The sequence below is a fragment of the Arthrobacter sp. PTI12 genome (assembly GCF_056679915.1).
Window position 1 is genome coordinate 1,107,860 of record NZ_CM155256.1, and the last position, 22,894, is coordinate 1,130,753.

Genomic DNA, 22,894 nt, shown 5'->3' on the forward strand with positions numbered 1-22,894 from the left:
CCTCCAGCGCTTACCCGGCCAACAGTTCCCTGATGTCATCCGCCGTCAGCGCTGAACTGAAGACGGCGTCATCATCCATGACTGAGCTGAACAGCTTGGCCTTCTGCTCCTTCAGCTTCATGACCTTCTCCTCGATGGTGTCCGTTGAGACCATCCGGTAGACCATGACGTTCTTCGTCTGGCCGATGCGGTGCGTCCGGTCCACCGCCTGCGCTTCGCTGGCCGGGTTCCACCATGGATCCAGCAGGAAGCAGTAGTCAGCTTCGGTCAGGTTCAGCCCGAAGCCGCCTGCCTTGAGGCTGATCAGGAACACCGGTGCGGTGCCGTTCTTGAAGGAGTCGATGACGTCTCCGCGCTTCCGGGTGGAGCCGTCCAGATAGGCGAACTCGACGCCCTGGGCTTCCAGGCGCGCTGCCGCCAGCTTGAGGTAGGACGTGAACTGGCTGAATACTAGGGCACGGTGTCCCTCTGCGAGAACGTCCTCCAACTGCTCGAACAGGACGTCCAGCTTTGCTGACGGCACGCCCTCATACTCCGGCTCAACCAGCGACGCATCGAGGCTGAGCATCCGAAGGAGGGTGAGCGAGCGGAACACGATCATCCGGTTCCGGTCCAGGTCCTCGATCAGGCCGAGCAGCTTCTGCCGTTCCCGCTGGAGGTGCGTCTGGTAGATCTTGCGGTGCCGCGGGTGCAGTTCCACCGCGAGCACCTGCTCCTGTTTGGGCGGGAGGTCTGACGCGACGGCTTCCTTGGTTCGCCGCATCATCAGCGGCCGGATCCGGCGCCGCAGCCGCTGCAGCCGCTCCGTGCTGCCCTGCTTCTCGATGGGGGTCCGGTACTCCTCCGTGAAAGCACGCGAGGACGGGAACAACCCCGGGGCGGTGATGTTGAACATCGCCCACAGCTCCATCAGGTTGTTCTCCATGGGAGTGCCGGTGATGGCCAGCTTGAAGGGTGCGCGAAGTTCCTTGGCGCACCGGTGCACCTTCGCCGCATGATTCTTCACGAACTGCGCCTCATCCAGGATGAGACCTGCCCACTCCTGCTTCCCGTACGCGTCATTGTCCAGCCGGAAGAGTGCATAGGACGTGATAACGACGTCGGCGCCCTCCACCTGCTCGGACACCGGCGTTCCGCTCTTGGCCTGCGTGTCACCGATACCCCGCACAGCAAGACCGGGCGCGAAGCGCTGCGCCTCAGCAATCCAGTTCGGCACCACCGAGGTGGGCGCCACCACGAGGAAGGGCCGTTTCTCGCCCTGATCCTTCGCGTGGACCAGCAACGCCAGCGTCTGGAGGGTCTTGCCGAGACCCATGTCATCTGCCAACACACCGCCCAGGCCGTGCGACCACAGGAACGCGAGCCAGTTGAAGCCGTCCACCTGATAGGGGCGCAAGGTTGCGTGAAGCCCCTCCGGTAGTGGTGTCTGCTCAACCTCGGTCAACTCGAGTAGGCCATTGACGGCTGCACGCCATGACTGTGCCTGTTCCGTTTCCTCAGCAAGGTCCTCGAATTCAGCCCACAGACCCGCCTGATAGCGGCTGATCCGCAGCCCGGTCTCCCACTCGTTGAGCATCCGTGCCTCATCGATGAGTTCGCGAAGCTGGTCGAAGATGGGCTGGTTCAGGGACAGGTAGCTGTTGTCTACCAGCTTGATCCGGTTGCTGCCCTTGGCGAGGGCGGTGAAGATGTGGTCGAACGGGATCTTCCGGCCCTGTACGGTGACCAATACGCCCAGGTCAAACCAGTCGCGGTCCTCGGTATCCACGGTGGTGATGAGAAGCTGCGGTGTGTCGGTGAGCTCCTCAAACTTCGGTTTGCTGCCGAGAATGTCCACGCGCACTGCGTCCAGCCGCTCCAGCCGCGGCAGGGCGGTCTCCGTGAAGTCCACCACCTCCATGCCGGTGAATACGCGGTCCTTCACCATGCGACCGCCGAGGGCGTCCCGAGCCGCTGCGAGCGTGGCGGTTTCGGTTGCGGCGTCTCGGTACCCGCCGTCGTCGTCCTTGCTTTTGAGGGGTTTGCGGGTCTCAGTATCACCGCTCTGGTAGGCCCAGTCCCAGGAGAGCTGCAGCTCATCCTCACCGAAGGCAGCAGTGAGAACCAGCACGGGGGGAAGGATTTCCGGGAAGATGACCGAGCCGTCGCTGCTCACCACATCGATGGACTGGATGAGCCGCGGGTAAAAGCCTGACAGGAACTCCTGCTTCTCGCTCTCCGGGATGCGCACCGGCTTGGTGCGCTCGAGGAGTTCCCGGTTGTGATCGGTCAGCTTGCGCGTGGTGGGCGCCAGAGTGATGGTGCCGTTCTCGGAGGCCGTGTAGACGCCGTGATCGGCAATGACGTGTGCCGAGTCCGGCGGGTGGTTCTCGCCGTCGATATTGATGGCCGGGCAGAGCTGGATGGCGTTGTCCGTGGTGGTGGCATCGAGGAGCAGGACCGCCTCGGAAGCCAGGTGGACCGTGACGCTCTTCTTCGAACCGACGAAGGCGATCCCCAACCGTTGAGCCTCCTGCAGCAGCTGCCACAGGAGCGGGTTGCTGAAGTCATCCAGGTACAGCCAGGAGTCATTGTTCCCGAAGTAGGTGACGCCGGTCCCGCGGTGCAGCGCCGGAAACTGGGCGAACCAGCGGTGCTGATCGGGATCCAGCTTCAGCCCGTACGTCTGGTAGCTGATGTTTCCCCACGCGAGATTGTTCTTCACCCAGTTGCCCTTGGCGTTCCGGATCACTGGGCGGACGCCGAGCTTGAAACCGCGGTAGGCATGGCGCTTCTCCCACTTGGACACCGTGGTGGGGCGCAGTTCAAACTGCAGGCCCAGAACGGTGGGCTGGACGGTGGCGAGGGCTCCGTCGTCGTGCTGGTGGCTTGAAAGGAGGCCGGACAGGGATTCCTGCCACCCGGCGGGGCGGGCGGGCGACGACGGCGCCGTCAGCTCCTGATTGGCGCGAAGATTCTCCATGTTGGAACGAAGCGCGACGGCGGCAACATGCTTGCAGTCCAACCCCACCGGGCAGGAGCACACGCTGTCCCGGAGGTGGAAGCGGCCGTCACCCTTCTGCGCCAGATACAGTTGCGTGCGGTATGGCGCAGGCGAGCTTCCCATGACGCGCGCGTGGACCGTCCTGGAGTCCGGTTCGAAAGTCAGCCCCTGCACCAGGGAATCCTTGGCATACCCCTGCCCACGCTGGAACGCGGCGCCGCCTACCATGCGGATGATGTCAGCGACATCAATCATGGGATACGGGGTTTCGGGCATGAATTTATGCTCTCATGTGGCCCTGACAGACTGGTGTCATGCGGCTACTTACGGTGGGGCACGGAACAGCGGACCGGGATCAGTTCGGCGCACTGCTTCAAGGGGCCCAGGTGCAGACTTTGGCGGATGTGCGTCGCTTTCCCGGCAGCCGCCGGAACCTCGACACGCGGAAGGAAGCGCTCGAGGAGTGGTTGCCATCCGAAGGAATCGATTACCGGTGGTTCGAGGATCTGGGCGGGCGCCGGCGCAATGCTGCGGGGGAGCCGGAAACTGACACGTGGTGGCGGGTGGCGCAGTTCCGCGCCTATGCCGCCTACACCCGCACGGACGAATTCGCGGCTGCGCTGGCGGAGCTGCGGGCGGTCGCTGCACAGGCCTCCACCGCGATCATGTGCAGCGAGAGTGTCTGGTGGCGTTGCCATCGGCGCATTGTTGCGGACGTGCTGGTGATGCTGCATGGCTTCGAAGTGCATCACCTCATGCCTGATGGCCGGTTGACGCTGCATGAACCGTCCGCAGGCGCCCGAGTTTCTGACAGTGCCGTGTACTGGGATGTGCAGGACTAGTCGACCAGCCCGGCACCGAACTTCCTCAGCAGGTCTGCAAGTGCGTGGCGCTCGCTGGCGGAGAGGCCCGCGAGCAGTTCCTCCTCAGCGGCCAAGTGGGTAGGGAGGGTTGCATCGACCAGGTCCTTCCCCTGTTGCGTCAGCGTTACTTCGGTTCCGCGCCCGTCAACGCTGCTTTTGGCGCGGGTAATCAGTCCGCGGTCTTCCAGCCGGTTCAGGCGCTGTGCGACGGCGCTTGAGGTGATCATGGCGCTCGCAGCGAGGTCTTTCGGGCTAAGTGTGTAGGGGGGTCCGTTCCTCCGCAGGGTGGCGAGCACGTCAAAAGACCCGGCATCCAGCCCGTGCCGCGAGAAGTTTCCCTCAAGCCGGCGTTCCGCCTGTTGCGCCACCCGGGAGAGCCGGCCCAGTACGTGCATGGGGGAGACATCGAGCTCGGGCCGCTCGCGATGCCACTGCTGCACAATTCCGTCCACGTGGTCAGTCATGGATCCACTCTAGACAGTTTGCTAAGCACTTAGCTACTATTGCTAAGTGCTTAGCAAAATGAGTTGGACCCTGTTGATAACCGCCCTTGCGCCGATGGTCTGGGGCAGCACCTATCTGGTGACCGAGGCCTTGCTGCCGCCGGGGCTTCCGCTGACTGCCGCGGTGCTTCGCGCACTCCCTGCCGGTCTCCTGCTTCTCCTGGTGGTGCGGCGGTTGCCACACGGCTCATGGTGGTGGAAGGCGCTGGTGCTTGGCGGCCTCAACATCGGGGTCTTCTTTGCGTTGCTCTTCGTGGCGGCGTACCGGCTGCCCGGGGGAGTGGCGGCGACCGTAGGCGCTGTTCAGCCGCTCATTGTGGCGGGACTGGCAACGTGGGTCCTCAAGGATCGGCTGTCGCTCAAAGTGGTGCTGGCGGGGATTACCGGTGCTGCCGGCGTCGCGCTTCTGGTTCTGTCATCGCAAGCGCGCCTCGATACGGTGGGTGTGCTCGCCGCACTGGGCGGGGCGGTGTCCATGGCTGCCGGCGTCGTGCTTGCCAAGAAGTGGGGCAAGGCAGAGAAGCCGCTCACCATGACCGCGTGGCAATTAGTGGCCGGCGGGCTCCTGCTGGTCCCGCTGATGCTCATCGTCGAGGGGCAGCCGCCCGCGCTTACGATGACCAACCTGGGCGGGTACCTGTACCTCTCGATCCTTGGAACAGCTGTGGCCTACGTGCTGTGGTTCCGCGGTATTCAGCGGCTGCCGGTTACTGCTCCTTCCTTCCTCGGACTGCTCAGCCCGGTGGTCGCAGCGCTTTTGGGGTGGCTGGTTTTGGGCGAGCAACTGTCCCTTCTGCAGGGAGTTGGCGGGTTGCTGGTTCTGGGTTCCATCCTGGCGGTCAATGTGCGCAGGCGCTCCGGTAGGCAGCCGGCGGTTGCGCTGCCTGCCGCTGACCAGTCGCCTGAAATCTGCATCCCGACGCCGCTGCGCTAGATTTGAATGACCGCACCCGTTTGACCAGGAGACATCCATGAGCCCTCGTACCCTCTTCCGTAGCGTTGCCGTCGCGGAGGCGATCACGTGGGCACTGCTTCTGGCGGGCATGTATCTGAAGTACGTTACTGAAACCACTGAGATCCTGGTTTCGGTGGGCGGGGCACTGCACGGTTTCATCTTCCTCACGTACCTGGTGAGCACAACCTTTGTCTGGGTCAACCAGCGGTGGAGCACGGGCACCGGGACGCTGGGCCTTTTGGCCGGCGTCATCCCGTTTGCCACGGTTCTTTTTGACTGGCAGCTTGAGCGCGGGGGAAAGCTCGACGGCGGATGGCGCCTTGCGGCCGGAAAGGACCAGCCGTCCGGTGCAGTTGAGAACCTTCAGGCGTGGGTGCTGCGCAATCCGCTCACGGCCGCACTGGTGGGAATCATCGGTGTCAGCGTGGTCTTTGCGGCCCTGCTGATCGTCGGTCCGCCCGTACCTGTGGGGTGACTAGGTCCTTTTTGGGGTGACCGGCCGTGCATCCTTCGGGGCTGACCGAGTCTTACCTCGTCACGCGCCGGTAGCGCATCTTTGGAGGAGTTCCTGCTGATCCACCGGGTCGAGCCCGCTGCCGGACAGGGCACGCGCGATCCGCTGTCGCTGTTGGCCGAAAATCTCACTATGCCGGCCTGAGGCGTTGAGTTCTGTCTCATCGATCAGGTCAACCAGGCGGCGCGCTACGCGTGGGTCATCCATGCCGTAGGTGCAGATCTGCGACACGACCAGTTCAAGCAGCATGGACAAAGTTCGCCTGCGGATGGTGACCCTCACGTGGCCCTCGCTGTCAGTCATCATCCGGTGTCCCGAGTCTTCCCTGGCCAGCGAGGACAGGCCTGCCGAGAGATGCCCCAAAGCGTGCACGCACGTCGTAGGGTCATTGACGCTGGGGGAGATGGCCCGGACCGCGACGTCGAGGATCTGCTGCACCGGAAAGCCGATGTCCTGAACCGAGTTGCGTTCAAATCCGATGGTGGCGCAGTTCTCGACCGCCTGCCTGAGCTGTTGCGCTTGGTCTTCGGTCCAGTCGCCGCCCTCCCGTTGTGTTGCATATCCGTAGGGCACACCCTCGACAAGGAAGTCTCCCGGCGGACGCTGGAGGACGATGACCACGTCGAACTGACTGGCCACCTTGAGCAGCGACTCCTCATTGACCTGCACGAGGAAGCCCGATGACCCGGCGGGTAGATCCAGCGCTCCAGCAGGGGCCTCCAGCTCAATGTGCGGTGTCGCAGATCCGCCCGTGACGCTGCCCATCGTCGCCGATAAATCATTGTGGACGTCCGCCAGCATTCGTTCCACCCGCAGTTGGCGCGAGAGGTGACCAAGGAACAGAACCAGTCCAATGACGGTGGTCAGCGACAGCAGGAAGGACAGCGTGACGGCAATCTCCGGAACGAAGCCGGTGGATTCCTCGTCGTTATCCCGGATTGTCCGCAGCACAGTCAGGGAATAAGCGAAGGTCGCCAGGAAAAGCGCGAGAGTGTTGTGGACAAACCTGTCGCTGGTGAAGGTGCGCAGCAGGCGCGGCGAATACTGGCTGCTGGCAAGTTGCAGTGTGACGACCGTCAGCGAGAAGGTCAGGGATGTCACGGTGATGGTTGATGCCGCTATCGCTTCCATGAGCGATCGCGCGGCCGCCGCGCCGCCGCCGAAGAGAAGCGCTGACAGTGCGGGCGGCATGTCGTCGTCGAGCTGGTGGTCAAGCCAGGTGACATACTGAGCGAGCACCACTGAGGCGATGACCGCGGTGAGCGGGACCGGCCACAGCTGGGTTCGGATGTAGTCGCGAACCATGCGCGGGGTCAGGTTCGATGCACTGCGCCAGACTGACCTGCTGCGTTCCATTCGAGAACAGTAGCAATGCCGCACGGGTCGCTGATATCCGAGCGAGAACTTGCGTGAGAAAAGAAAGCCTGCTTATTATTCTCTGGTGCTTCAATCTTCAACGAGTTCCCTATCCTCCGCGCGAGACCATGATCGGCCCGGCATTGCCGAGGAACTGAGGGAATCGGCCCGCCGGATCCGGGATCTGGAACGGGTGCGGGTCCAGCTCGCGAGGACGCTGCTGGACGTTCAGCGGGCGGGCGAGACCTCCCGGGATCCTGACCATGTTCAGCGGTTGATTTCTGCCGCGGTGCGCGATCTTGAGGAGCTGGACGCCCGATTGTTCGAGGCGCGCACCCTGCACTCTACGACCGAGCGCTGCGAAACACTCCTCGCGAGCTGACGCCTGGCCTCGTAGCTGCCGCGTACCCTCGTGAGCGTGCGCTCGACCTGCGGAGCAGTCGTTCAGCCTGCGCCTGGCCTGCGGGGCAGCCGCCTAGCCTGCGGTCAGATCGTGTCCGGCGAGCTCCTCGGCGAACTTGTCCTGCGGCAGGTCACGGGAGTCCGCGTGTTCGTTCTGGCCTTGCCCTACGAGGCGGGGGAAACCCCCCAGATCCCGGATGTGGGCAATCAGTTCCGCCCGCAGGACGGCGTCTGAGCCCATCGACGACTGAGCTTCCTCGTCCTCCATTGCCTGGGCCCGCTGTAGCACGGCCTTGCCCTCTGCGCTGAGGCTGACGATGAAGACACGGCGATCGTCGTCGCTTCTGGTGCGTTGGATCAGGCCCCGTGTTTCAAGCCTTTCGAGAAGTTTGCCGGTGGTCTGTGCCTGAACGCGAAGTTCCCGCGCCAGTTCCACCTGCGTGATGGCGCTGGTTCTGCCGAGAACGCGCAGTGTCAGGAGTCCCGCGTGGGTGGTTCCCAGTTGACGGAGTCGCTCATTTTCCTGATTGGCGCTGAGCCGGGCAGCCGTGTTGAGAAGTCGGTTTGTTGGCCACTGCGCGATATCCATGATGTGTTGTCTCTTCCGGTCGCCGTGCAACGAATCCTTGTGGTTGGTTGTGCTTCTGTTGGTGTCAGGGGTGATGGGGCGGGTCCTCTTGTTCCACAGCCCAGGTCATGCGTTCAAGAAAGCGCGTGACATGCAGTGCCTCCTCGGTGGTCAGTGATTCAGCAACTTCAAGCATCCGCTTGTGCATCCCGCCAAGGGTTTCACGTACTTCTGTGTCAGCACTGCCGGTCGGGATGATCTCGACGGAACGCCGGTCGGTAGGATGTGGCCGTCGGATCAGGTGTCCGCTCGCAACGAGACGGTCAACGAGTCCGGTGGTGGACGCCGTCGAAATCTTCAGCATGCGTGAGAGGTCCTTGGGACTGATGCAATGCCCGGCCTTGTGGGCTCGCATGGCATACCTGATAGCCAGAAGGTCTGTTTCATTCATCTTCATGGAATCACGGGTTCGACGGCGCATCTCGGCTTCTGCGGCACGGTACGCGCGGAGCGCGTTGAGCACGTCAACGCTGCCAGGGGTGTCCTGGTCGGCGTACCAATAGCCTGCGCCGTCGGGGTTCATTGCGGTCTCCATGTCAATCATTTTATCGCTCAGCTATATGCTAGGCCACCTAGCGAATCTCAAGGTCGGGAAAGGTTTCGAGACCGCCTCAAGAGCGACTCAGCTTTTGGTCTGTTTCTGGTGATGGACAGTCAAGCTAAGGTCATATATAACTAGCCAGGCTAGTTACTATTCCACCTATTGATAGAGAGCCGCCGATGATCACCATCGCTCACGAGTCCCCCGGGGAGTTTGTCTCGGGTTCTGCTGGTAACGCCTTGGATTTGGGCGACCAGCTGTGGATGTCCGAAATCGACGTGGCGTTCGACGACAGCGCCTCAGGTACAGAACGGGTCATTGCCGCCGCCGGGGCGGTCGAGTCGCTCGAGTGGAAGCTGGATCGTGCTCGAGCCGGTCTTGCCGAGGCGATCGAGCGGGCCGCGTCCGAAGGATGTCCGGTAGACGCAATTGCCGTGGCTGCGGGAATGACGCACGAAGACATCACCTCCCTGCTCTGGGCGCCCTGTATGGAACTTCGTGAGAGCGAAGCCTGAAGTCGGAGCGGCGCTGGCCCACGGGTGGTGCCTCTGTCCGTTCAGGCATGCTCCCCTCCAGGAATCATCAGAACGCGTAGCGAACCCGGCAGTACGGTGCTATCTCCTCGATGAGCTCGGTCAGCTGCCGCACGTAGCGCCCCTTGGCGCCGGATCGGTAACGGACGTTGGTAAAGCCGTTGGAAGAGACCTTCGACTCCTGCAGGTCTGGCCGCCACAGCACGTTCTCGGCCTGCGGGTGCCATCCGAGGTTGACCTCGTGCAGGCGCTCGTTGTGGGTGAGGAAGATGACTTCGGCTGCGAGCTGAGCCTTTGCTGCAGGGGTGAGCGTCGCATCGAGCTGGCGGAGGAGGTCCCCCCAGTCGCGGAGCCAGGTATCCGTGATGATCACGGGGGAGAAGTTCACGTGGACTTCGTACCCGGCGTCAACGAAATCGTTGATCGCGGCCATCCGCTCTGGCACGGGTGAGGTGCGAACGTCGATCGACTTGGCGAGGTCCGCGGGCATGAGGGAAAAGCGGATCCGGGTGCGGCCGCCGTGGTCCCAACTCAGCATTGCCGGATTGACGTACTTGGTGGCGAACGAGAGCTTGGCGGTGGGCAGGTCACGGAAGAGCTCGACCAGGTCCTGGACGTTGTCGCTGATCAGGGCGTCTACGGAGCAGTCGCTGTTTTCCCCGATGTCATAGACCCACAGCTCGGGATCACACTGGTTAGGTTCGAGCTTCATCCCCTGACGCGTGGCGTGCCGTTCAAGCGCGCCGGCGATCTGGTCGATGTTGGCGAACACCGTCACCGGGTTGCTGTACCCCTTGTGGCGGGGAACGTAGCAGTAGGCGCACGCCATGGCGCAACCGTTGGCGGATGAGGGGGCGATGAAGTCTGCTGACCTGCCGTTCGGCTTGACGGTGAGCGCCTTCTTGACGCCGAGGACCAGCGCCTCGGTCTTGATCCGTGACCAGCGCGGGACGTTTGTTTCATCACCGTGGACTTCCGGGATGTTCCAGTGGTTGTCCACCAGCACGACGTCGGCTTCCGGCCACCGCTCCACAATCTCCTTGCCGCGGGGCAACTCCAGGGCGGCAGGCTGCGCATAGATGCGCTTGATCTGCAGCAGCCGGTTGAATTCCATGCGTCCATCCTTCCGTCTCGCGCGGGACGCCGCAGGCGGTTAAGCCCACGGCGTCCATCCTCCTCGCGTTGAGTTGTCAGGACACACCCCTTTCGGAGAGTCATTGAGGGTGTGTCCTGCTCACTTGAAGTGGTGATCCACCGTAAGGGCCGCGCTACAGGATGGGCCGGCCGCCGGTGACGGCGATCCGGGCGCCTGACATGTAGCTACCGTCGTCGGACGCGAGGAGAACATAGGCAGGAGCGAGTTCGGCGGGCTGGCCGGCGCGTCGCAGAGGAGTGTCGTCGCCGAACTGCTTGACCTTTTCTTCGGGCATGGTCGAGGGAATGAGCGGCGTCCAGATGGGGCCGGGCGCGACACTGTTGACGCGGATTCCCTTTTCGCCGAGCATTTGCGCGAGGCTCGCTGAGAAATTGGCGATGGCTGCTTTGGTTGCGGCGTAGGGGGCCAACGCGGGGCTCGGCATGTCCGAGTTCACCGATGAGCTGCCGATGATCGAAGAACCCGGAGCCATGTGCGGCAGGGCGGCCTTGACGAGGTGGAACATCGCTGACACGTTCACCTTGAAGGTGTATTCCCACTCCTCTTCAGTGATCTCGTCGAGGGTCTGGTGGCTCATCTGGTAGGCGGCGTTGCTGACGAGGATGTCCACCTTGCCAAACTCCTGCACTGCCCTGTCGATGATGTCGCGGCAATGCTGTGAATCCGACAGTTCGCCCGGAACGAGGACTGCTTTCCGGCCCGCTTCCTCGATGTAACGTGCTGTTTCCCTGGCGTCCTCGTCCTCGTTCAGGTAGGAGATCAGGACGTCGGCGCCTTCACGTGCAAAGGCGATGGCCACGGCGCGGCCGATCCCGCTGTCACCGCCGGTGATGACCGCTGCCTTGCCGGTCAGTTTGCCGCTGCCGCGATAGCTTTCCTCACCGCAGTCAGGGATGGGTTCCATCGCCGACTGAACGCCCGGTACATCCTGCTGCTGTGCTGGCTGGCCCATGATTTTTCCTCCACTGTTCGTTGTCTATCGATGGGAACTTTTGCGCAGCTCCGGTGGCTTTCCAGCGCCGGAACCCGCCGTAGCTGCACAAAATTTCCTCGGGGTTAACCGAAGAGGCCCGCCGTTTGGGGGAAACGACGGGCCGGGCTTCTGGGTACTCAGCGGTTGAAGATGCCGTCAAGTAGGTTCTTGGGACGCTGCTGCTCACCCTGGTTGGCGCCAAGCACAATCACTGCGCCGCTGAGGGCGGGCAGGATCCACTGGAGTGTTTTCAGCTGCGACTGGGCTTTCTTCAGCTCCTCCGGTGCTCCGGGCTTGGGCTCAGTTGCGCCGGCAGCTCCGTGCTGGCTCAGTTCGCCCACCTTCTTGCCGAGCATGCCCGAGTAGAGGGATGCTGCCATGCCGACCACCGTGATCGCTGACTTCACCACGGTATTGGCAACAGCGCCGGATTGACCGGCAAGCCTTCCCTTGTTCGCTGCGATGAGGCCGATGCCGCCAACCGCGTGTGCGCCGAACGCTGCGATCTGCACCGGAGTCCAGCGTGCCCAGCCAACGGTGGAAAGACGGGTGCGTTCCGTCGGGTCCTTGGCTTCGGCCGCTGCGCCGTTCAGGCCAACGGCGCCCATGAGCGATCCGCCGAACCAAGCCGCAGCACTGAGATCGTGTAGGGACCGTACAAGCGTGTTTCCTGCCATGATGCTCTCCTTAGACTTGGGTGTGCCGTAATCCGATGGGGATATTTGGAAAACGGCTCCCTTAATGTTTATCAGCATGCTTAGCATTTTGCGAGTGATCGGGTGGAAAATTTCGCCCGGCAGTAGGATCGACGGGTGCTACCGTTCCTGCTATTGGCCACCCGTGCCGAGGATGCTGCTGCCGAAGGCGAATACCGGAGCTTTCTCCGTTTCACTGGACTGGCGCCGTCGAACCTTCACCGCATCCGGGTGGAGCAGGAGCCGCTGCCTGCCCTCCGCCTCGAGGACTATTCGGGAATCTTCCTGGGTGGAAGTCCCTTCAACTCGTCTGATGCGGAGGACACCAAGTCTCCGACGCAGCACCGGGTGGAACGGGAGCTTGGTGAGCTGCTCGATCGCGTGGTCGAAAACGATTTTCCGTTCCTTGGTGCCTGCTACGGCGTGGGAACGCTCGGGCGGCACCAGGGCGCCGTCATTGACCGCACCTTTGCTGAGCCCATTGGTCCCACCGAAATCACAGTGAACGACGACGGCGCAGCGGACCCGCTGTTGGCCGGGCTTCCGCTTCGCTTCGATGCATTTGTTGGGCACAAGGAGGCGTGCGCAACGCTTCCGGCGGGCGCGGTGCTGCTGGCGTCGTCGTCGTCCTGTCCGGTTCAGATGTTCCGGGTCCAGCAGAACCTCTACGCCACGCAATTTCATCCCGAGCTCGACGTGGATGCACTCGTTGAACGCATTCGGATCTACCGTCATGCGGGCTACTTTCCGCCCGATCAGGCAGAGACCGTGATCGAGCGTGCGGAGGCTGCGTCTGTCACATGGCCGCCGAAGATCCTCAACAACTTCGTGCGCCGTTACGCTCGCTGCTGACCCACTGCCAACTCAACGCGGGTGGAATGTTTGCTTTCACCCGCCGTTCATTCCGCGTTGACCGGGTGGACTTCGGCGGCCTGTTGCATCGGATGAGGGGGACCACCCACACACTCATCCGAAAGGAACTGAACCTTATGGCTTATCGCCTGACCAGGATTATTGCGACCACAGCCGCCGGTCTGATGCTCGCGACCGCGCCCGCCGCCGTCGCACACGCTGCGCCGGCACAGAAGGCGCACGCTCTGCCGGCACAGAAGACGAGCGGCGCTCCCCTTCTTATCGGGCACCGCGGAGCCGCCGGCACGGCACCGGAGAATACTGTCGCGGCGTTCAAGGACGGCCGTGCTTCGGGTGCTGACTTCTTTGAGATCGACGTTCAGCTGAGTGCCGACGGCGTGCCATTCCTCTTTCACGACAACACTCCTGCGCGCACCACGAACGTGGAAGAAGTGTTCCCGGGCCGCGAGAACGACCCCATCACGTCCTTCACCTGGGCGGAACTTCAGCAGCTCGATGCCGGGGCATACTTCGACGAAAAATACGAGGGTGAGCGCATCCCGCACCTTGACGACGCCGCCAGGGTCGCGACCGTGAAGACGGGCGTGTACATCGAGATCAAGGCTCCCGTGAATTCGCCCGGTGTTGAGCAGGTTGTTGCCGACGAACTGCGCAACGATCCCAAGTGGACTCAGCTGGTAGCCGCGGACAAGATCCAGGTTCTCGGTTTCGATGAGGCTTCAAACCGCCGCTTCGCAGCGATTGCGCCGGAGATCGAGTTGCAGCAGCTCACCAGCGTGGTCCCTGCGCGTGCTGTCGTCGACTCCTGGGCAACGTTTGCCGATTCGGTGGGCACCAACTACCGCACGCTGACGCCACAGAACGTTGCCGAGGTCAAGGGTGCCGGTCTGATCCTCGGTGTGTACACCGTGAACTCGCCTGAGGCTGTGCAGTATTCGCTCGACCTTGGCGTCGATGCGGTGACTACTGACTTCCCGATCCAGAACCAGCGCTTCCTTCAGGGTCAGCCTGTGTTCCCGGGAGCCGGCGTTGAAATCGCGGATGCTGCCAACAACGTGCCCGGTGATGATGTCCAGCCCGAGAACGGTGAGTATGTCCTGCTCCGCAACACGTCGGCAGCGAGCGTTGATGTAAGTGGCGCGATCATCCGCGATGCCGCGAACAACATCCTCACCGTCGGTCAAGGTTACGTCCTGGCTCCGGGTGCCGAGCTGCGTGTCTACACGGGTCCGGGTACCAACTCAGCTGAGGCCTACTACAACGGCGGCGGAGCTTCCGTGCTGAACAACGGCGGTGACTCGGTTGCCCTGTGGATCGGCCCGCGCCTGCAGGACGTTTTCGCGAACTAGTTTTCTGCTGCGTGTGCCCACCGGGTTGATGTACCCGGTGGGCACACGCGGTTCCGGCCCATCCAGTTGCTCAGCTGGGTGGGCCGGTCCCGTGCCGGGTGGCGGGGTATCGCCGCTCGCGCAAGTCTGCGAACGTTGCCACCATGACTGAAATGCCCCGGACCATCGTCTTCGACGTTAACGAAACCCTGTCCGACCTGAGTCCCCTCGCGAAGGCATTCGAAGCAGAGGGGCTTCCGCCGCTGGCCGCCCGGGTGTGGTTCGCCGGGATACTTCGGGACGGATTCGCGCTCACCGTCACCAATGACAACCCCGGGTTCGCCGAGCTCGCCAAAGACAGCCTGGAGCGGCTGTGCGCCGACACCCGTGGCGGAGGAGACCACGCTGCCGCAGTGGAAAACATCATGACTACGCTGACGTCTCTGCCAGTGCACGACGACGTCGTGCCCGGCGTTGAAGCCCTGTCTCACCAGGCGGAGCTGGTCACCTTGAGCAACGGTGCTACTTCAGTGGCGGACGGTCTTTTTGAGCGAGCCGGCATCCGCGGGCACTTCGCGCGGCTCCTCAGCGTCGCGGACGCACCCGTCTGGAAGCCCGGGAACAGCGCTTACCAGTACGCAGCCATGGAACTCGGCAGGCAGACGCAGGAGATGCTGCTGGTCGCCGTGCATCCCTGGGATATTCATGGCGCTCATCGGGCAGGGCTCCGGACCGCCTGGATCAACCGGACCGGTACCTCGTATCCCGAGTACTTTGACGCACCGGACCTGGAGGTGGTTAGTCTCCTTGATCTCGCAGGGGCGATTCGGGCGACATAGTCCTTCCGAAACGTTGCTTTCATTGCAGGCCATGCAATGAAAGCAGTGCCTGCACCGTCTGAGAGAAGACCGTACTCCCGCGCATCCGCAATTGATCAAGAGGTGCGCCGCTGACGCAACTCACCGTCTTATCCTCCCGTCTACCCCTCTCCCCGCCTGCCCGGCCAGCAACTCGAGAATGTGGTGGTAGCTCCGTTCGGTAGCCCTCGTCATGCCGAGTTCGCAGGTGCGGTTGCAGGAGGCATGTGCACGTGCCCCAAACGCGCGGACCTCTGCGGCCTGTGCGCTCGTCGCCGAGGCAGTGAGCTCGGGGTGGAGCATTCCGCGGTCCCCGGCGAAGGCACAGCAACCCCACGTCGCCGGTACCCGAACCGATTCCGCCACCGCGGAAGCCACCTGCTGCAGGGACTCGTTCAAACCGAGCCGTGTAGACGAGCACGTCGGATGAAGCGCCAGTGAATCCAGTTTTGGGTAGGGGCCGAGCAGCGGCAGGATGCGATCGACGGTAAATTTCACAGCGTCGATGATTCGTAGGGGCCGTTGCCCTCCCGCCGTCGCCTCAGCCTCCAGCGTGGCCAGAAGCCCCTCCGTGCAGGAGGCGGCGTCGACGATCACGGGCAGCTCGCCGTCGTTGGTGGCTTCACGCAATTCCTCAAGGACGTGCCGGCGCATGGCGTGGGCACCGGCAACCATGCCCTTCGACGACCACGGGGTTCCACAGCACATCCCGTCGATGGCGGCCGGAACCAGGAGAGTGATCCCGGCAAACCGGCAGAGCTGTTCGAAGCTGGCCTGCACGCCGTCATCGCCGGGCTCTGCCGGTCCGAACATTGTTCCCACACACGCCGGGAAATACACCGCGTCCGGCGCAGTTGCCGGACGCGGACGACGCCGGGAGTGCCCACCGGCGGGCAGGTCCGGTGAGTAGAGGGGCACGTTATCCGTGCCAAGTACGGCACGGGCGGCCACGTTCGGAGCGCGGATCACCGGCGTCGGAATCCTGTCTGCCACCGTGAGCGCAGCCGCCGCACCGCGGCTTGCCGGCCCCCAGTGTCCTGCCGCCGTCTCCCAGATTTTGGCCGCTACCGGATTCGCGCTTTCGCGGCGAAGCCGTTTGACCAGGGTGCCCGTATTGATGTCCACCGGACATGCGGTCTGGCACATTCCGTCGACCGCGCACGTCTGGACCGACTCGTAGTCGTAGTCCTTCTCCAGCGCTTCGACCAGCGCCGTATCCCCGTCGATGCGGGCTTGCTCGATGGCCCGCAGGGTCACGATGCGCTGCCGCGGCGTGAGGGTGATGTCCTTGCTGGGGCATACCGGTTCGCAGTAGCCGCACGAGACGCACCGGTCTACCTCCTCGGCCACGGCGGGCGCCGTCTTGATATGGCGCAGATGTGCCTGCGGGTCGTCATTGATGATGACGCCGGGATTGAGCATTCCGGAAGGGTCGAACAGCGCCTTAATGTCCTGCATGACCCCGTACAGTGCGTCGCCGTACTGGCGACGGACGTATGGGGCCATGACGCGGCCGGTGCCGTGTTCTGCCTTGAGGGACCCGCCTTCGGCCAGCACCAGGTCAACCATGTCCTCGGTGAAGGCGTGGTAACGGTCCAGTTCAGGGGCGGAAGCAAACCCGTCGGTCAGCATGAAATGGATGTTGCCGTCCTTGGCGTGCCCAAAAATCACGCTGTTGCGGTACCCGTAGCGGTCAAACAGCTCGGACAGCGTGCCGCACGTACGGGCAAGGGAAGGCACCGGAACCACGATGTCCTCGAGCAGTGCGGTCGTGCCGGGAGGGCGGGCACCGGCGACAGACGCGTACAGCCCCTTGCGCAGATGCCACAGTTCCGCCCGTGCAACAGGGTCGGTGCTGAAGGTGGCCGGCATCGTCAGTCTGAAGGGCTTCAGGCCATCCGCGCCCTTGGCAACCGCATCGGTGAGACGTTCAGGAGAATCAGCCGAGTATTCCACGAGCAGTGCCGCGTGATCCTCGACGGACAGGCCGCGTACCGCCGGGGGAGTGTCAGGAATTGACTGGCCGACCCGAAGGGACAGCGCATCCATTAATTCCGCTGTCGCAGCGCCTGATTCCACGAGCGCCGGCAGCGCGGAATTGGCGGTCGCCAGATCAGGGAAGACCAGCAGTGCCGTCGCCGTATGCGCCCTGATAGGTACGGTGCGGAACACCGCATCCGCCACGAAACCGAGCGTTCCTTCACTGCCGACCATCAGGTGCGCCAGGATGTCCACAGGACGCTGGAAATCGAGTAGCGAGTTCAGCCCGTAGCCCATGGTGTTCTTCATGGCGAACTGCCGCCGCACTGTCGAGGCTGATGCGGCGTCGGACCGGACGCGCGCGGCCAGCCGGCGGAGCCCCTCGTGAAGCTCAGGCTCCGCCGCGTAAAGGCGCTTGTCAGCATCCGGCGCGGCTGTGTCGATCACGGTCCCACTGCTCAGGACAACCGTCAGGGACTCCAGCGTCCGGTAGGCGTTGTCCACTATGCCGCAGTGCATCCCGGAGGAATTGTTGGCAATGACGCCGCCGATGGTGCACGCGGATTCGCTCGCCGGGTCCGGCCCGAATTTGCGTCCGTGACGCAGCAGGTGGCTGTTGAGCATCCGCACCGTGACGCCGGGCTGCACGCGTACCCGTGCGCCGTCGTCGAGCACTTCGATGTTCCGGAAATTACGCCGCACGTCGACCAGCAGGCCGTCGCTTACCGCTTGTCCGCTGAGGCTCGTCCCGCCGGAACGTAGAGTCAGCGGCATCCCCGCGGCGGCGCTGGCGCGGAGCAGCCTGCCGACCTCGACGGCGTCCGACGGCGTTGCCACCGCCTCTGGAATGAGCAGGAAGTGCGATGCGTCGTGCGCCTTGGCGTGCCGGTCGATAGCCCGATCGCTGATCCGGGACGGATCGGCGACCGCGGCGAGGAAATCGGTCAGCATGGTTACCTCCCTGGGCAATGGACGACGACGGCAGCGGTAGAAGCGTGCTGCACACGTGCCCAGACTAGGTCCGGTCAGCGGAGGAGTATGCAACACATTCTCACCCTGTGAAAAGCGGTCTTCCGCGTTGCCACGGTCGGCAGCAGACTAGGACCCACATGAGAGCAGCGCACCCGAACGAAAGGCAGCAGCATGATCTTCATCGTCGTCAAATTCAAGGTGAAGCCCGACTGGAGCGACCGTTGGCTTGACCTCACCCGAGGCTTTACCGAAGCCACCCGCGCCGAACCGGGCAACCTGTGGTTCGACTGGTCGCGGAGCGTGGACAACCCGAATGAGTTTGTGCTGGTCGAGGCCTTCGAGGACGACGCCGCGGGCGACCACGTCAACAGCGACCACTTCCAGCAGGCGATGAAGGATATGCCACAGGCGCTGGTCGAAACGCCGCAAATCATCAGCGAGAAGATTTCGGCCAACGGCTGGAACCGCATGGGCGAACTCAGCGTCGACTAGGAACCTTGCTACGTGAACGTGAGCTCCGGGCAAAGCTCGGGGCTCGCGTTCACGTCCGGCTGTCACTGCGGGGCATGTGGCATAAGCCGGTGACACCGGCCAAGATAGGCCTATGGGACGCAATGACGCACTCGGAGGCATGGCTTCGGTCCAGAAGGCGTTTGCTCTGCTTGACGTTGTTGCCTCGGATCGGCGCGGGCTGACCGCCAAGGAGATCGCAGCGAAGCTGGATATGCCGTTGCCGACCGTCTATCGTCTCCTCAAGCTGCTGGTCGGATCCGAGCACCTCGTTCATCTCAAGAAGGAAAGCCGATACGCGCTCGGGTATAAACTGCACGCCCTGGACACCTCTCTCCGGCGGCAGATCGGTACGCCAACGGCGGTCGCGCGGCTCATCCTCGAACTTCACGCGCGCGGTGACGCTGCCGCGTACTACGCCGTCCACCGGGGAGACCACATCGTCGTCGCGCATGTTGTCGACTCGCCCAGGCGGCCACGCATTACACCAATGGGTTTTGGCTTCAATGATGCTGCCCACGCGACGGCCTTCGGGAAGATTCTCCTGGCCGGCATGGAACCGGCAGAGCGCGCCACGCTTTTGCGCCGGCAGGGCCTGCCTGCGATGACGTCCCAGACGATCGGCACCCTTGACGACCTCGATTCCGAACTTGAGCGCGTCCGTGAAGGCGGCATCGCCGTCGAACGTGAGGAATTCATCGAGGGGGCGTCATGCATCGCGGCGCCCGTGCGCAATGCGGCGGGCCAGATTGTGGGCTCCGTCGCCGTATCGATGGACGCCGGTGAGTTCGACGCCCGCTCGGCGAAGCTCGCGGTTCTGCTGCGGGACACAGCGGATCGGGTCAGTCGGGCGTTGCGTGCAACATCAGTGTTGCCGCATCTCCAATGAGGGGCTCCCAACCCTGACAGCCGGAACTGGCGGCACGCTCCCCAGGTGCGGGGTCGGGGGAGCGTACCGCCAGGGTTCAGGGGGCCGGACGTCAGATGGCGGCGGAGGCCATCTGCTGTGCCATGTAGTCAGCCTGGCGGATCGCCAGCGCCACAATCGTCAGCGTCGGATTGGCAGCAGCTCCGGTGGTGAACTGGGAGCCGTCCGAGACGAACAGGTTCTTCACATCGTGGGTCTGGCCGAACCCGTTGACCACACCGTCTTCCGGCCGGGCGCTCATCCGTGCGGTGCCCATGTTGTGAGTCGCAGGGTAGGGCGGCGTGTGGTGCGAAGACAGGGCGCCCACCGCCTCGTACAGCAGTGATGCCTGCTGGTACCCGTGGTTGCGCATCGCGGTGTCGTTCTCGTGGTCGTCGAAGTGCACGTTCGGCACCGGCAGCCCCAGCCTGTCGGTGACCGCGGTGTTCAGCGTCACCCGATTGGTCTCTTGTGGCATGTCCTCACCCACGATCCAGAGCCCGGCTGTGTTCTCGTAGTCATCGAGGAGCGACGCGAATCCGGGACCCCAGGCTCCCGGATCCACAAAGCTGGCGAGGAACGCCGGACCGAGGGCGATGGTCTCCAGGTAGTAGCCGCCGGCGAAGCCCCGGTCGACGTCGTGCCGGGACTCATCCGCGACCAGCCCGGCCATGGTCTCTCCCCGGTACATGTGTACCGGCTTGTCGAACTTCGCATAGACGGATCCGGTGGTGTGGCGCATGTAGTTGCGGCCCAGCTGTCCCGAAGAGTTCGCGAGACCGTCCGGGAACATCGGCGAACCCGAAAGCATGAGCAGGCGCGGCGTCTCGATCGCGTTGCCAGCCACCGCGACGATCCGGGCGCGCTGCCGCTGCAGGTTCCCCTCGGCGTCGACATAGAGCACGCTGTCCACCAGCCCCTCCGCGGTGTGCGTGATCTGAACGGCGTGGCTGTTGGGCCGAAGGTCGAGTTTTCCGGTGATCAGCGCCTTGGGGATCTCGGACACCAGGGTGGACCACTTGGACTTGTTCTTGTCGCCCTGGAAGTTGAAGCCGTCCTGGATCGACGCCGGCCGGCCGTCGAACGGCTCAGCGTTGGTGCCGTACGGTCCGGTGGCATAGTGGCGGTAGCCGATGCGCTCGGCGCCGGCGGCGAGCACCTTGTAGTTGTTGTTAGCGGGCAGCGCCGGACGCCCATGACGATGTGTACTGCCGATCTTCTGTTCTGCCCTGTCGTAATACGGTGCGAGGTCATCGAGGGTGATTGGCCAGTCCAGCAGGTTGGCGCCGTCGACCCGCCCGTAGGCGGTGCGGGTCTTGAACTCGTGGGCCTTGAACCGCGGGGTGGCGCCGGACCAGTGCGTCGTCGTTCCGCCGACCGCCTTGACGAGCCACGCGGGCAGGTTCGGGAAGTCGCGCGCAATCCGCCATGAACCGGACGTGGTGCGCGGGTCCAGCCAGGCCATCTGGTTGAAGGCCTCCCACTCGTTGTTGTGGTAATCCTCGTTGGTCAGATGGCCACCCGCCTCCAGGAGGACCACCTTCACGCCCTTTTCGGTGAGTTCGTGGGCGAGGGTGCCGCCGCCGGCGCCGGAACCGATGATGACGACGACGTCGGCGTCGTCCTGGTCGAAACGGGCAGATTCGGCCGTGGTCATGATGCTGTGTTCCCTTCGTTGACGGTGTCGGAGCCCTTGAAGAGGTCCGAGAACTGCTCATCGGAGGGCACGCCCCCGGTCTGGCCCGCCGGTTCCGCGCGGTCGGGTGCCTGCTGGGCAATGTTGTAGGGCAACGGGCCGACCTCGGTCAGGTCCTCGTCGCTCTCCTCGATGCGAGGCTCGGGCAGCCAGTCGAGGTCGTTGAAACCGCGGTTGATGTAGCCGCCCTTGGAGAAGGACTCGCCCTCGTAACCGAGGACGTCCCAGACCTGCGGATCGTCGTAGAAATTCAGGACGGTGGTGCGCCGGATGAAGCCGAAGAAGTCGAGGTCGCTGATGCGCTTGAGCACGGCGAGCGCGCGGTCGTCAGGAAGGTCCAGGAAATGCTCCTCGGTGAGTGAGTCGAGAGTGAGCAGGCCTTGAGTCAGCGCCACCCGGAACCACGTGGACGCCTGCGCCTCCGACACGATCTTCTCGGTCATGCGTTCGTACGGCCCGTCAGGAACCGCAGGATGCGGAAAGGCCACGCGGATGATGCGCGTGAGCGTTCGCCGTGCCTCCTCCGATAGCTGCAGCTCATTGAGCGCCGAATACTTTGCGGGATACGCCATGGGAATCACCCTTCGGGTTCAGATGCGGTACTTGGTGGCAGTTACTTGTTGAGACGGGGGACGAGGATGCCGCGGCCCACCAGGGCGCCGCTGTCAAGATCGTGCATGGCCTGGACCGCATCCTCGAGGTCATACTTCTGGGTGTGGAGCGTTACCTTGCCCTGGGCAGTGAGCGTCATCAGCTCGACCAGATCGGTGTAGGTCCCCACCAGGTTTCCGACGACGTTGATTTCCCGCGAAATGATCTCGATCGTGTCGATATTCACCGCGCCGCCGTAGCCGATACTGTAGTAGCTGCCGCGGTTGCGCAGCGCCGTGACGCCGAGGGACTCCGTGCCGTGCTCTCCCACGAAGTCGAACACCACGTGTGCGCCGCCGTCCGTGATATCGAGCAACCGGCCGGCGTCGCCGTTGCCGTCGGAAGAAGCGTTGACGGTATGGTCTGCACCGAGTGAGTGTGCCAGTTCAAGTGCCTCGGCTGAGCGGTCGACTACGGTGACGGTTGCCGCCGTCAGCGCCTTCAGGGACTGGACTCCGATGTGGCCGAGGCCGCCGCTGCCGATGACCACCGCGTGCGATCCGGGCGGCAGTTGCGGAACCGCCTTGCGGACCGCGTGGTACGCGGTGAGGCCGGCGTCGGCGAGGGCAGCGATGTCGGCCGGCTGGAGGGAGGAATCGAGCTTCACCACTGAGCGGGCGTTGGTCCGCATGTATTCGGCCATGCCGCCGTCGACGTTGAGACCGGGGAAGGTGGCGTTGTCACAGTGGGAATCCTGGCCCTCGCGGCAGGCCATGCAGAGTCCGCAGGTCACCAGCGGGTGCATGATCACGGTGTCTCCGGCGCTGACGTTGCTGACGGCGCTTCCCACTTCACGCACCCAGCCCGCGTTTTCGTGCCCGAGGATGTAGGGGAGTGAGGGATGCTGGATGTGATCCCACTGGCCTTCAATGACATGGAGGTCGGTCCGGCAGAGCCCCGCCGCACCCACCTCGACAATCACATCCCAGGGGCCGATGACGGTGGGCTCGTCAACATCATCTAGGTGCGGATCTTCCCGGTACCTGTGCACGCGGACGGCTTTCATGGTCCTCCCTCG

22 protein-coding genes are annotated in these 22,894 nt (G+C 63.6%); 10 read left to right on the top strand and 12 right to left on the bottom strand.

Translation table 11 applies throughout. From position 1 onward, the window contains the following. Positions 1–10: 10 nt before the first annotated feature. Complete coding sequence (locus AC1MBU_RS05510) at positions 11–3,259, bottom strand: DEAD/DEAH box helicase (RefSeq protein ID WP_277357044.1); 3,249 nt, start codon at positions 3,257–3,259, stop codon at positions 11–13. A 38-nt stretch (positions 3,260–3,297) separates the two neighbouring features. Here AC1MBU_RS05510 and AC1MBU_RS05515 point away from each other — a divergent pair, with 38 nt between their 5' ends. Then, positions 3,298–3,825, top strand: coding sequence for a DUF488 domain-containing protein (locus tag AC1MBU_RS05515; protein WP_277357043.1), 528 nt, complete (start codon positions 3,298–3,300; stop codon positions 3,823–3,825). Here the strand turns inward: AC1MBU_RS05515 and AC1MBU_RS05520 are convergent. Further along, entirely contained in the window at positions 3,822–4,310 is a 489-nt protein-coding gene (locus AC1MBU_RS05520) for a MarR family winged helix-turn-helix transcriptional regulator (protein ID WP_471672942.1), read from the bottom strand. The genes AC1MBU_RS05515 and AC1MBU_RS05520 overlap by 4 nt on opposite strands. 46 nt (positions 4,311–4,356) lie before the next feature. Here AC1MBU_RS05520 and AC1MBU_RS05525 point away from each other — a divergent pair, with 46 nt between their 5' ends. Both AC1MBU_RS05525 and AC1MBU_RS05530 read left to right on the top strand, forming a co-directional pair. Beyond that, positions 4,357–5,283 carry an EamA family transporter gene (locus AC1MBU_RS05525; protein ID WP_479789177.1) on the top strand — a complete coding sequence of 309 codons (927 nt, stop codon included), beginning with the start codon at positions 4,357–4,359 and terminating at the stop codon, positions 5,281–5,283. Between the two features lie 37 nt (positions 5,284–5,320). Further along, positions 5,321–5,779 (top strand): DUF3817 domain-containing protein, encoded by a 459-nt coding sequence (locus AC1MBU_RS05530; RefSeq protein ID WP_479789180.1) that lies wholly within the window; start codon positions 5,321–5,323, stop codon positions 5,777–5,779. A 60-nt stretch (positions 5,780–5,839) separates the two neighbouring features. Here AC1MBU_RS05530 and AC1MBU_RS05535 read toward each other — a convergent pair whose 3' ends face one another. After that, complete coding sequence (locus AC1MBU_RS05535) at positions 5,840–7,174, bottom strand: DUF2254 domain-containing protein (protein WP_479789185.1); 1,335 nt, start codon at positions 7,172–7,174, stop codon at positions 5,840–5,842. An 85-nt stretch (positions 7,175–7,259) separates the two neighbouring features. On the opposite strand from AC1MBU_RS05535, the gene AC1MBU_RS05540 reads away from it, so the two are divergent. Further along, positions 7,260–7,556 (top strand): hypothetical protein, encoded by a 297-nt coding sequence (locus AC1MBU_RS05540; protein ID WP_277357038.1) that lies wholly within the window; start codon positions 7,260–7,262, stop codon positions 7,554–7,556. Between the two features lie 93 nt (positions 7,557–7,649). Here AC1MBU_RS05540 and AC1MBU_RS05545 read toward each other — a convergent pair whose 3' ends face one another. Together AC1MBU_RS05545 and AC1MBU_RS05550 are read right to left on the bottom strand one after the other, a co-directional pair. Then, positions 7,650–8,165, bottom strand: a complete 516-nt coding sequence (locus tag AC1MBU_RS05545; protein WP_277357037.1) for a MarR family winged helix-turn-helix transcriptional regulator — start codon at positions 8,163–8,165, stop codon at positions 7,650–7,652. Between the two features lie 64 nt (positions 8,166–8,229). Then, positions 8,230–8,739 carry a MarR family winged helix-turn-helix transcriptional regulator gene (locus tag AC1MBU_RS05550; protein ID WP_277357036.1) on the bottom strand — a complete coding sequence of 170 codons (510 nt, stop codon included), beginning with the start codon at positions 8,737–8,739 and terminating at the stop codon, positions 8,230–8,232. 185 nt (positions 8,740–8,924) lie between these two features. Between AC1MBU_RS05550 and AC1MBU_RS05555 the strand changes: the two genes are divergently transcribed. Next, positions 8,925–9,260 carry a hypothetical protein gene (locus AC1MBU_RS05555; protein WP_479789187.1) on the top strand — a complete coding sequence of 112 codons (336 nt, stop codon included), beginning with the start codon at positions 8,925–8,927 and terminating at the stop codon, positions 9,258–9,260. Between the two features lie 67 nt (positions 9,261–9,327). Here AC1MBU_RS05555 and AC1MBU_RS05560 read toward each other — a convergent pair whose 3' ends face one another. The 3 genes from AC1MBU_RS05560 to AC1MBU_RS05570 all read right to left on the bottom strand — a co-directional run bounded on the left by AC1MBU_RS05560 (position 9,328) and on the right by AC1MBU_RS05570 (position 12,084). After that, entirely contained in the window at positions 9,328–10,392 is a 1,065-nt protein-coding gene (locus AC1MBU_RS05560) for a spore photoproduct lyase family protein (RefSeq protein ID WP_479789189.1), read from the bottom strand. Between the two features lie 154 nt (positions 10,393–10,546). After that, positions 10,547–11,386 carry a glucose 1-dehydrogenase gene (locus tag AC1MBU_RS05565; RefSeq protein WP_479789191.1) on the bottom strand — a complete coding sequence of 280 codons (840 nt, stop codon included), beginning with the start codon at positions 11,384–11,386 and terminating at the stop codon, positions 10,547–10,549. 158 nt (positions 11,387–11,544) lie between these two features. Continuing rightward, the gene (locus AC1MBU_RS05570) at positions 11,545–12,084 is read right to left on the bottom strand and encodes a hypothetical protein (protein WP_346028644.1); all 540 of its coding nucleotides are present in this window, start codon (positions 12,082–12,084) and stop codon (positions 11,545–11,547) included. A gap of 135 nt (positions 12,085–12,219) precedes the next feature. Here AC1MBU_RS05570 and AC1MBU_RS05575 point away from each other — a divergent pair, with 135 nt between their 5' ends. From AC1MBU_RS05575 to AC1MBU_RS05585, 3 genes are all read left to right on the top strand, one after another. Next, entirely contained in the window at positions 12,220–12,954 is a 735-nt protein-coding gene (locus AC1MBU_RS05575; protein ID WP_479789193.1) for a glutamine amidotransferase, read from the top strand. Beyond that, positions 12,903–14,324: a glycerophosphodiester phosphodiesterase family protein gene (locus AC1MBU_RS05580; RefSeq protein WP_479789196.1), complete on the top strand. Its 1,422-nt coding sequence runs from the start codon at positions 12,903–12,905 to the stop codon at positions 14,322–14,324. The genes AC1MBU_RS05575 and AC1MBU_RS05580 overlap by 52 nt, the downstream gene beginning before the upstream one ends. 143 nt (positions 14,325–14,467) lie before the next feature. After that, positions 14,468–15,142, top strand: coding sequence for a haloacid dehalogenase type II (locus tag AC1MBU_RS05585; protein WP_277357029.1), 675 nt, complete (start codon positions 14,468–14,470; stop codon positions 15,140–15,142). 120 nt (positions 15,143–15,262) lie between these two features. On the opposite strand, the gene AC1MBU_RS05590 is transcribed toward AC1MBU_RS05585, so the two are convergent. Further along, positions 15,263–18,091: an FAD-binding and (Fe-S)-binding domain-containing protein gene (locus tag AC1MBU_RS05590; protein ID WP_479789199.1), complete on the bottom strand. Its 2,829-nt coding sequence runs from the start codon at positions 18,089–18,091 to the stop codon at positions 15,263–15,265. A gap of 192 nt (positions 18,092–18,283) precedes the next feature. Between AC1MBU_RS05590 and AC1MBU_RS05595 the strand changes: the two genes are divergently transcribed. Continuing rightward, positions 18,284–18,604: a putative quinol monooxygenase gene (locus AC1MBU_RS05595; protein WP_277357027.1), complete on the top strand. Its 321-nt coding sequence runs from the start codon at positions 18,284–18,286 to the stop codon at positions 18,602–18,604. 112 nt (positions 18,605–18,716) lie between these two features. Then, positions 18,717–19,511 (top strand): IclR family transcriptional regulator, encoded by a 795-nt coding sequence (locus AC1MBU_RS05600; protein WP_090585617.1) that lies wholly within the window; start codon positions 18,717–18,719, stop codon positions 19,509–19,511. 91 nt (positions 19,512–19,602) lie between these two features. On the opposite strand, the gene AC1MBU_RS05605 is transcribed toward AC1MBU_RS05600, so the two are convergent. The 3 genes from AC1MBU_RS05605 to AC1MBU_RS05615 are packed head-to-tail and all read right to left on the bottom strand — an operon-like array spanning position 19,603 to position 22,882. After that, a complete protein-coding gene (locus AC1MBU_RS05605) occupies positions 19,603–21,186 on the bottom strand; it encodes a GMC family oxidoreductase (protein ID WP_479789202.1) in 1,584 nt (527 codons plus the stop codon). After that, complete coding sequence (locus AC1MBU_RS05610) at positions 21,183–21,797, bottom strand: hypothetical protein (protein WP_277357024.1); 615 nt, start codon at positions 21,795–21,797, stop codon at positions 21,183–21,185. The genes AC1MBU_RS05605 and AC1MBU_RS05610 overlap by 4 nt, the downstream gene beginning before the upstream one ends. 41 nt (positions 21,798–21,838) lie before the next feature. After that, the gene (locus AC1MBU_RS05615) at positions 21,839–22,882 is read right to left on the bottom strand and encodes an NAD(P)-dependent alcohol dehydrogenase (RefSeq protein WP_277357023.1); all 1,044 of its coding nucleotides are present in this window, start codon (positions 22,880–22,882) and stop codon (positions 21,839–21,841) included. Between the last annotated feature and the right edge of the window lie 12 nt (positions 22,883–22,894).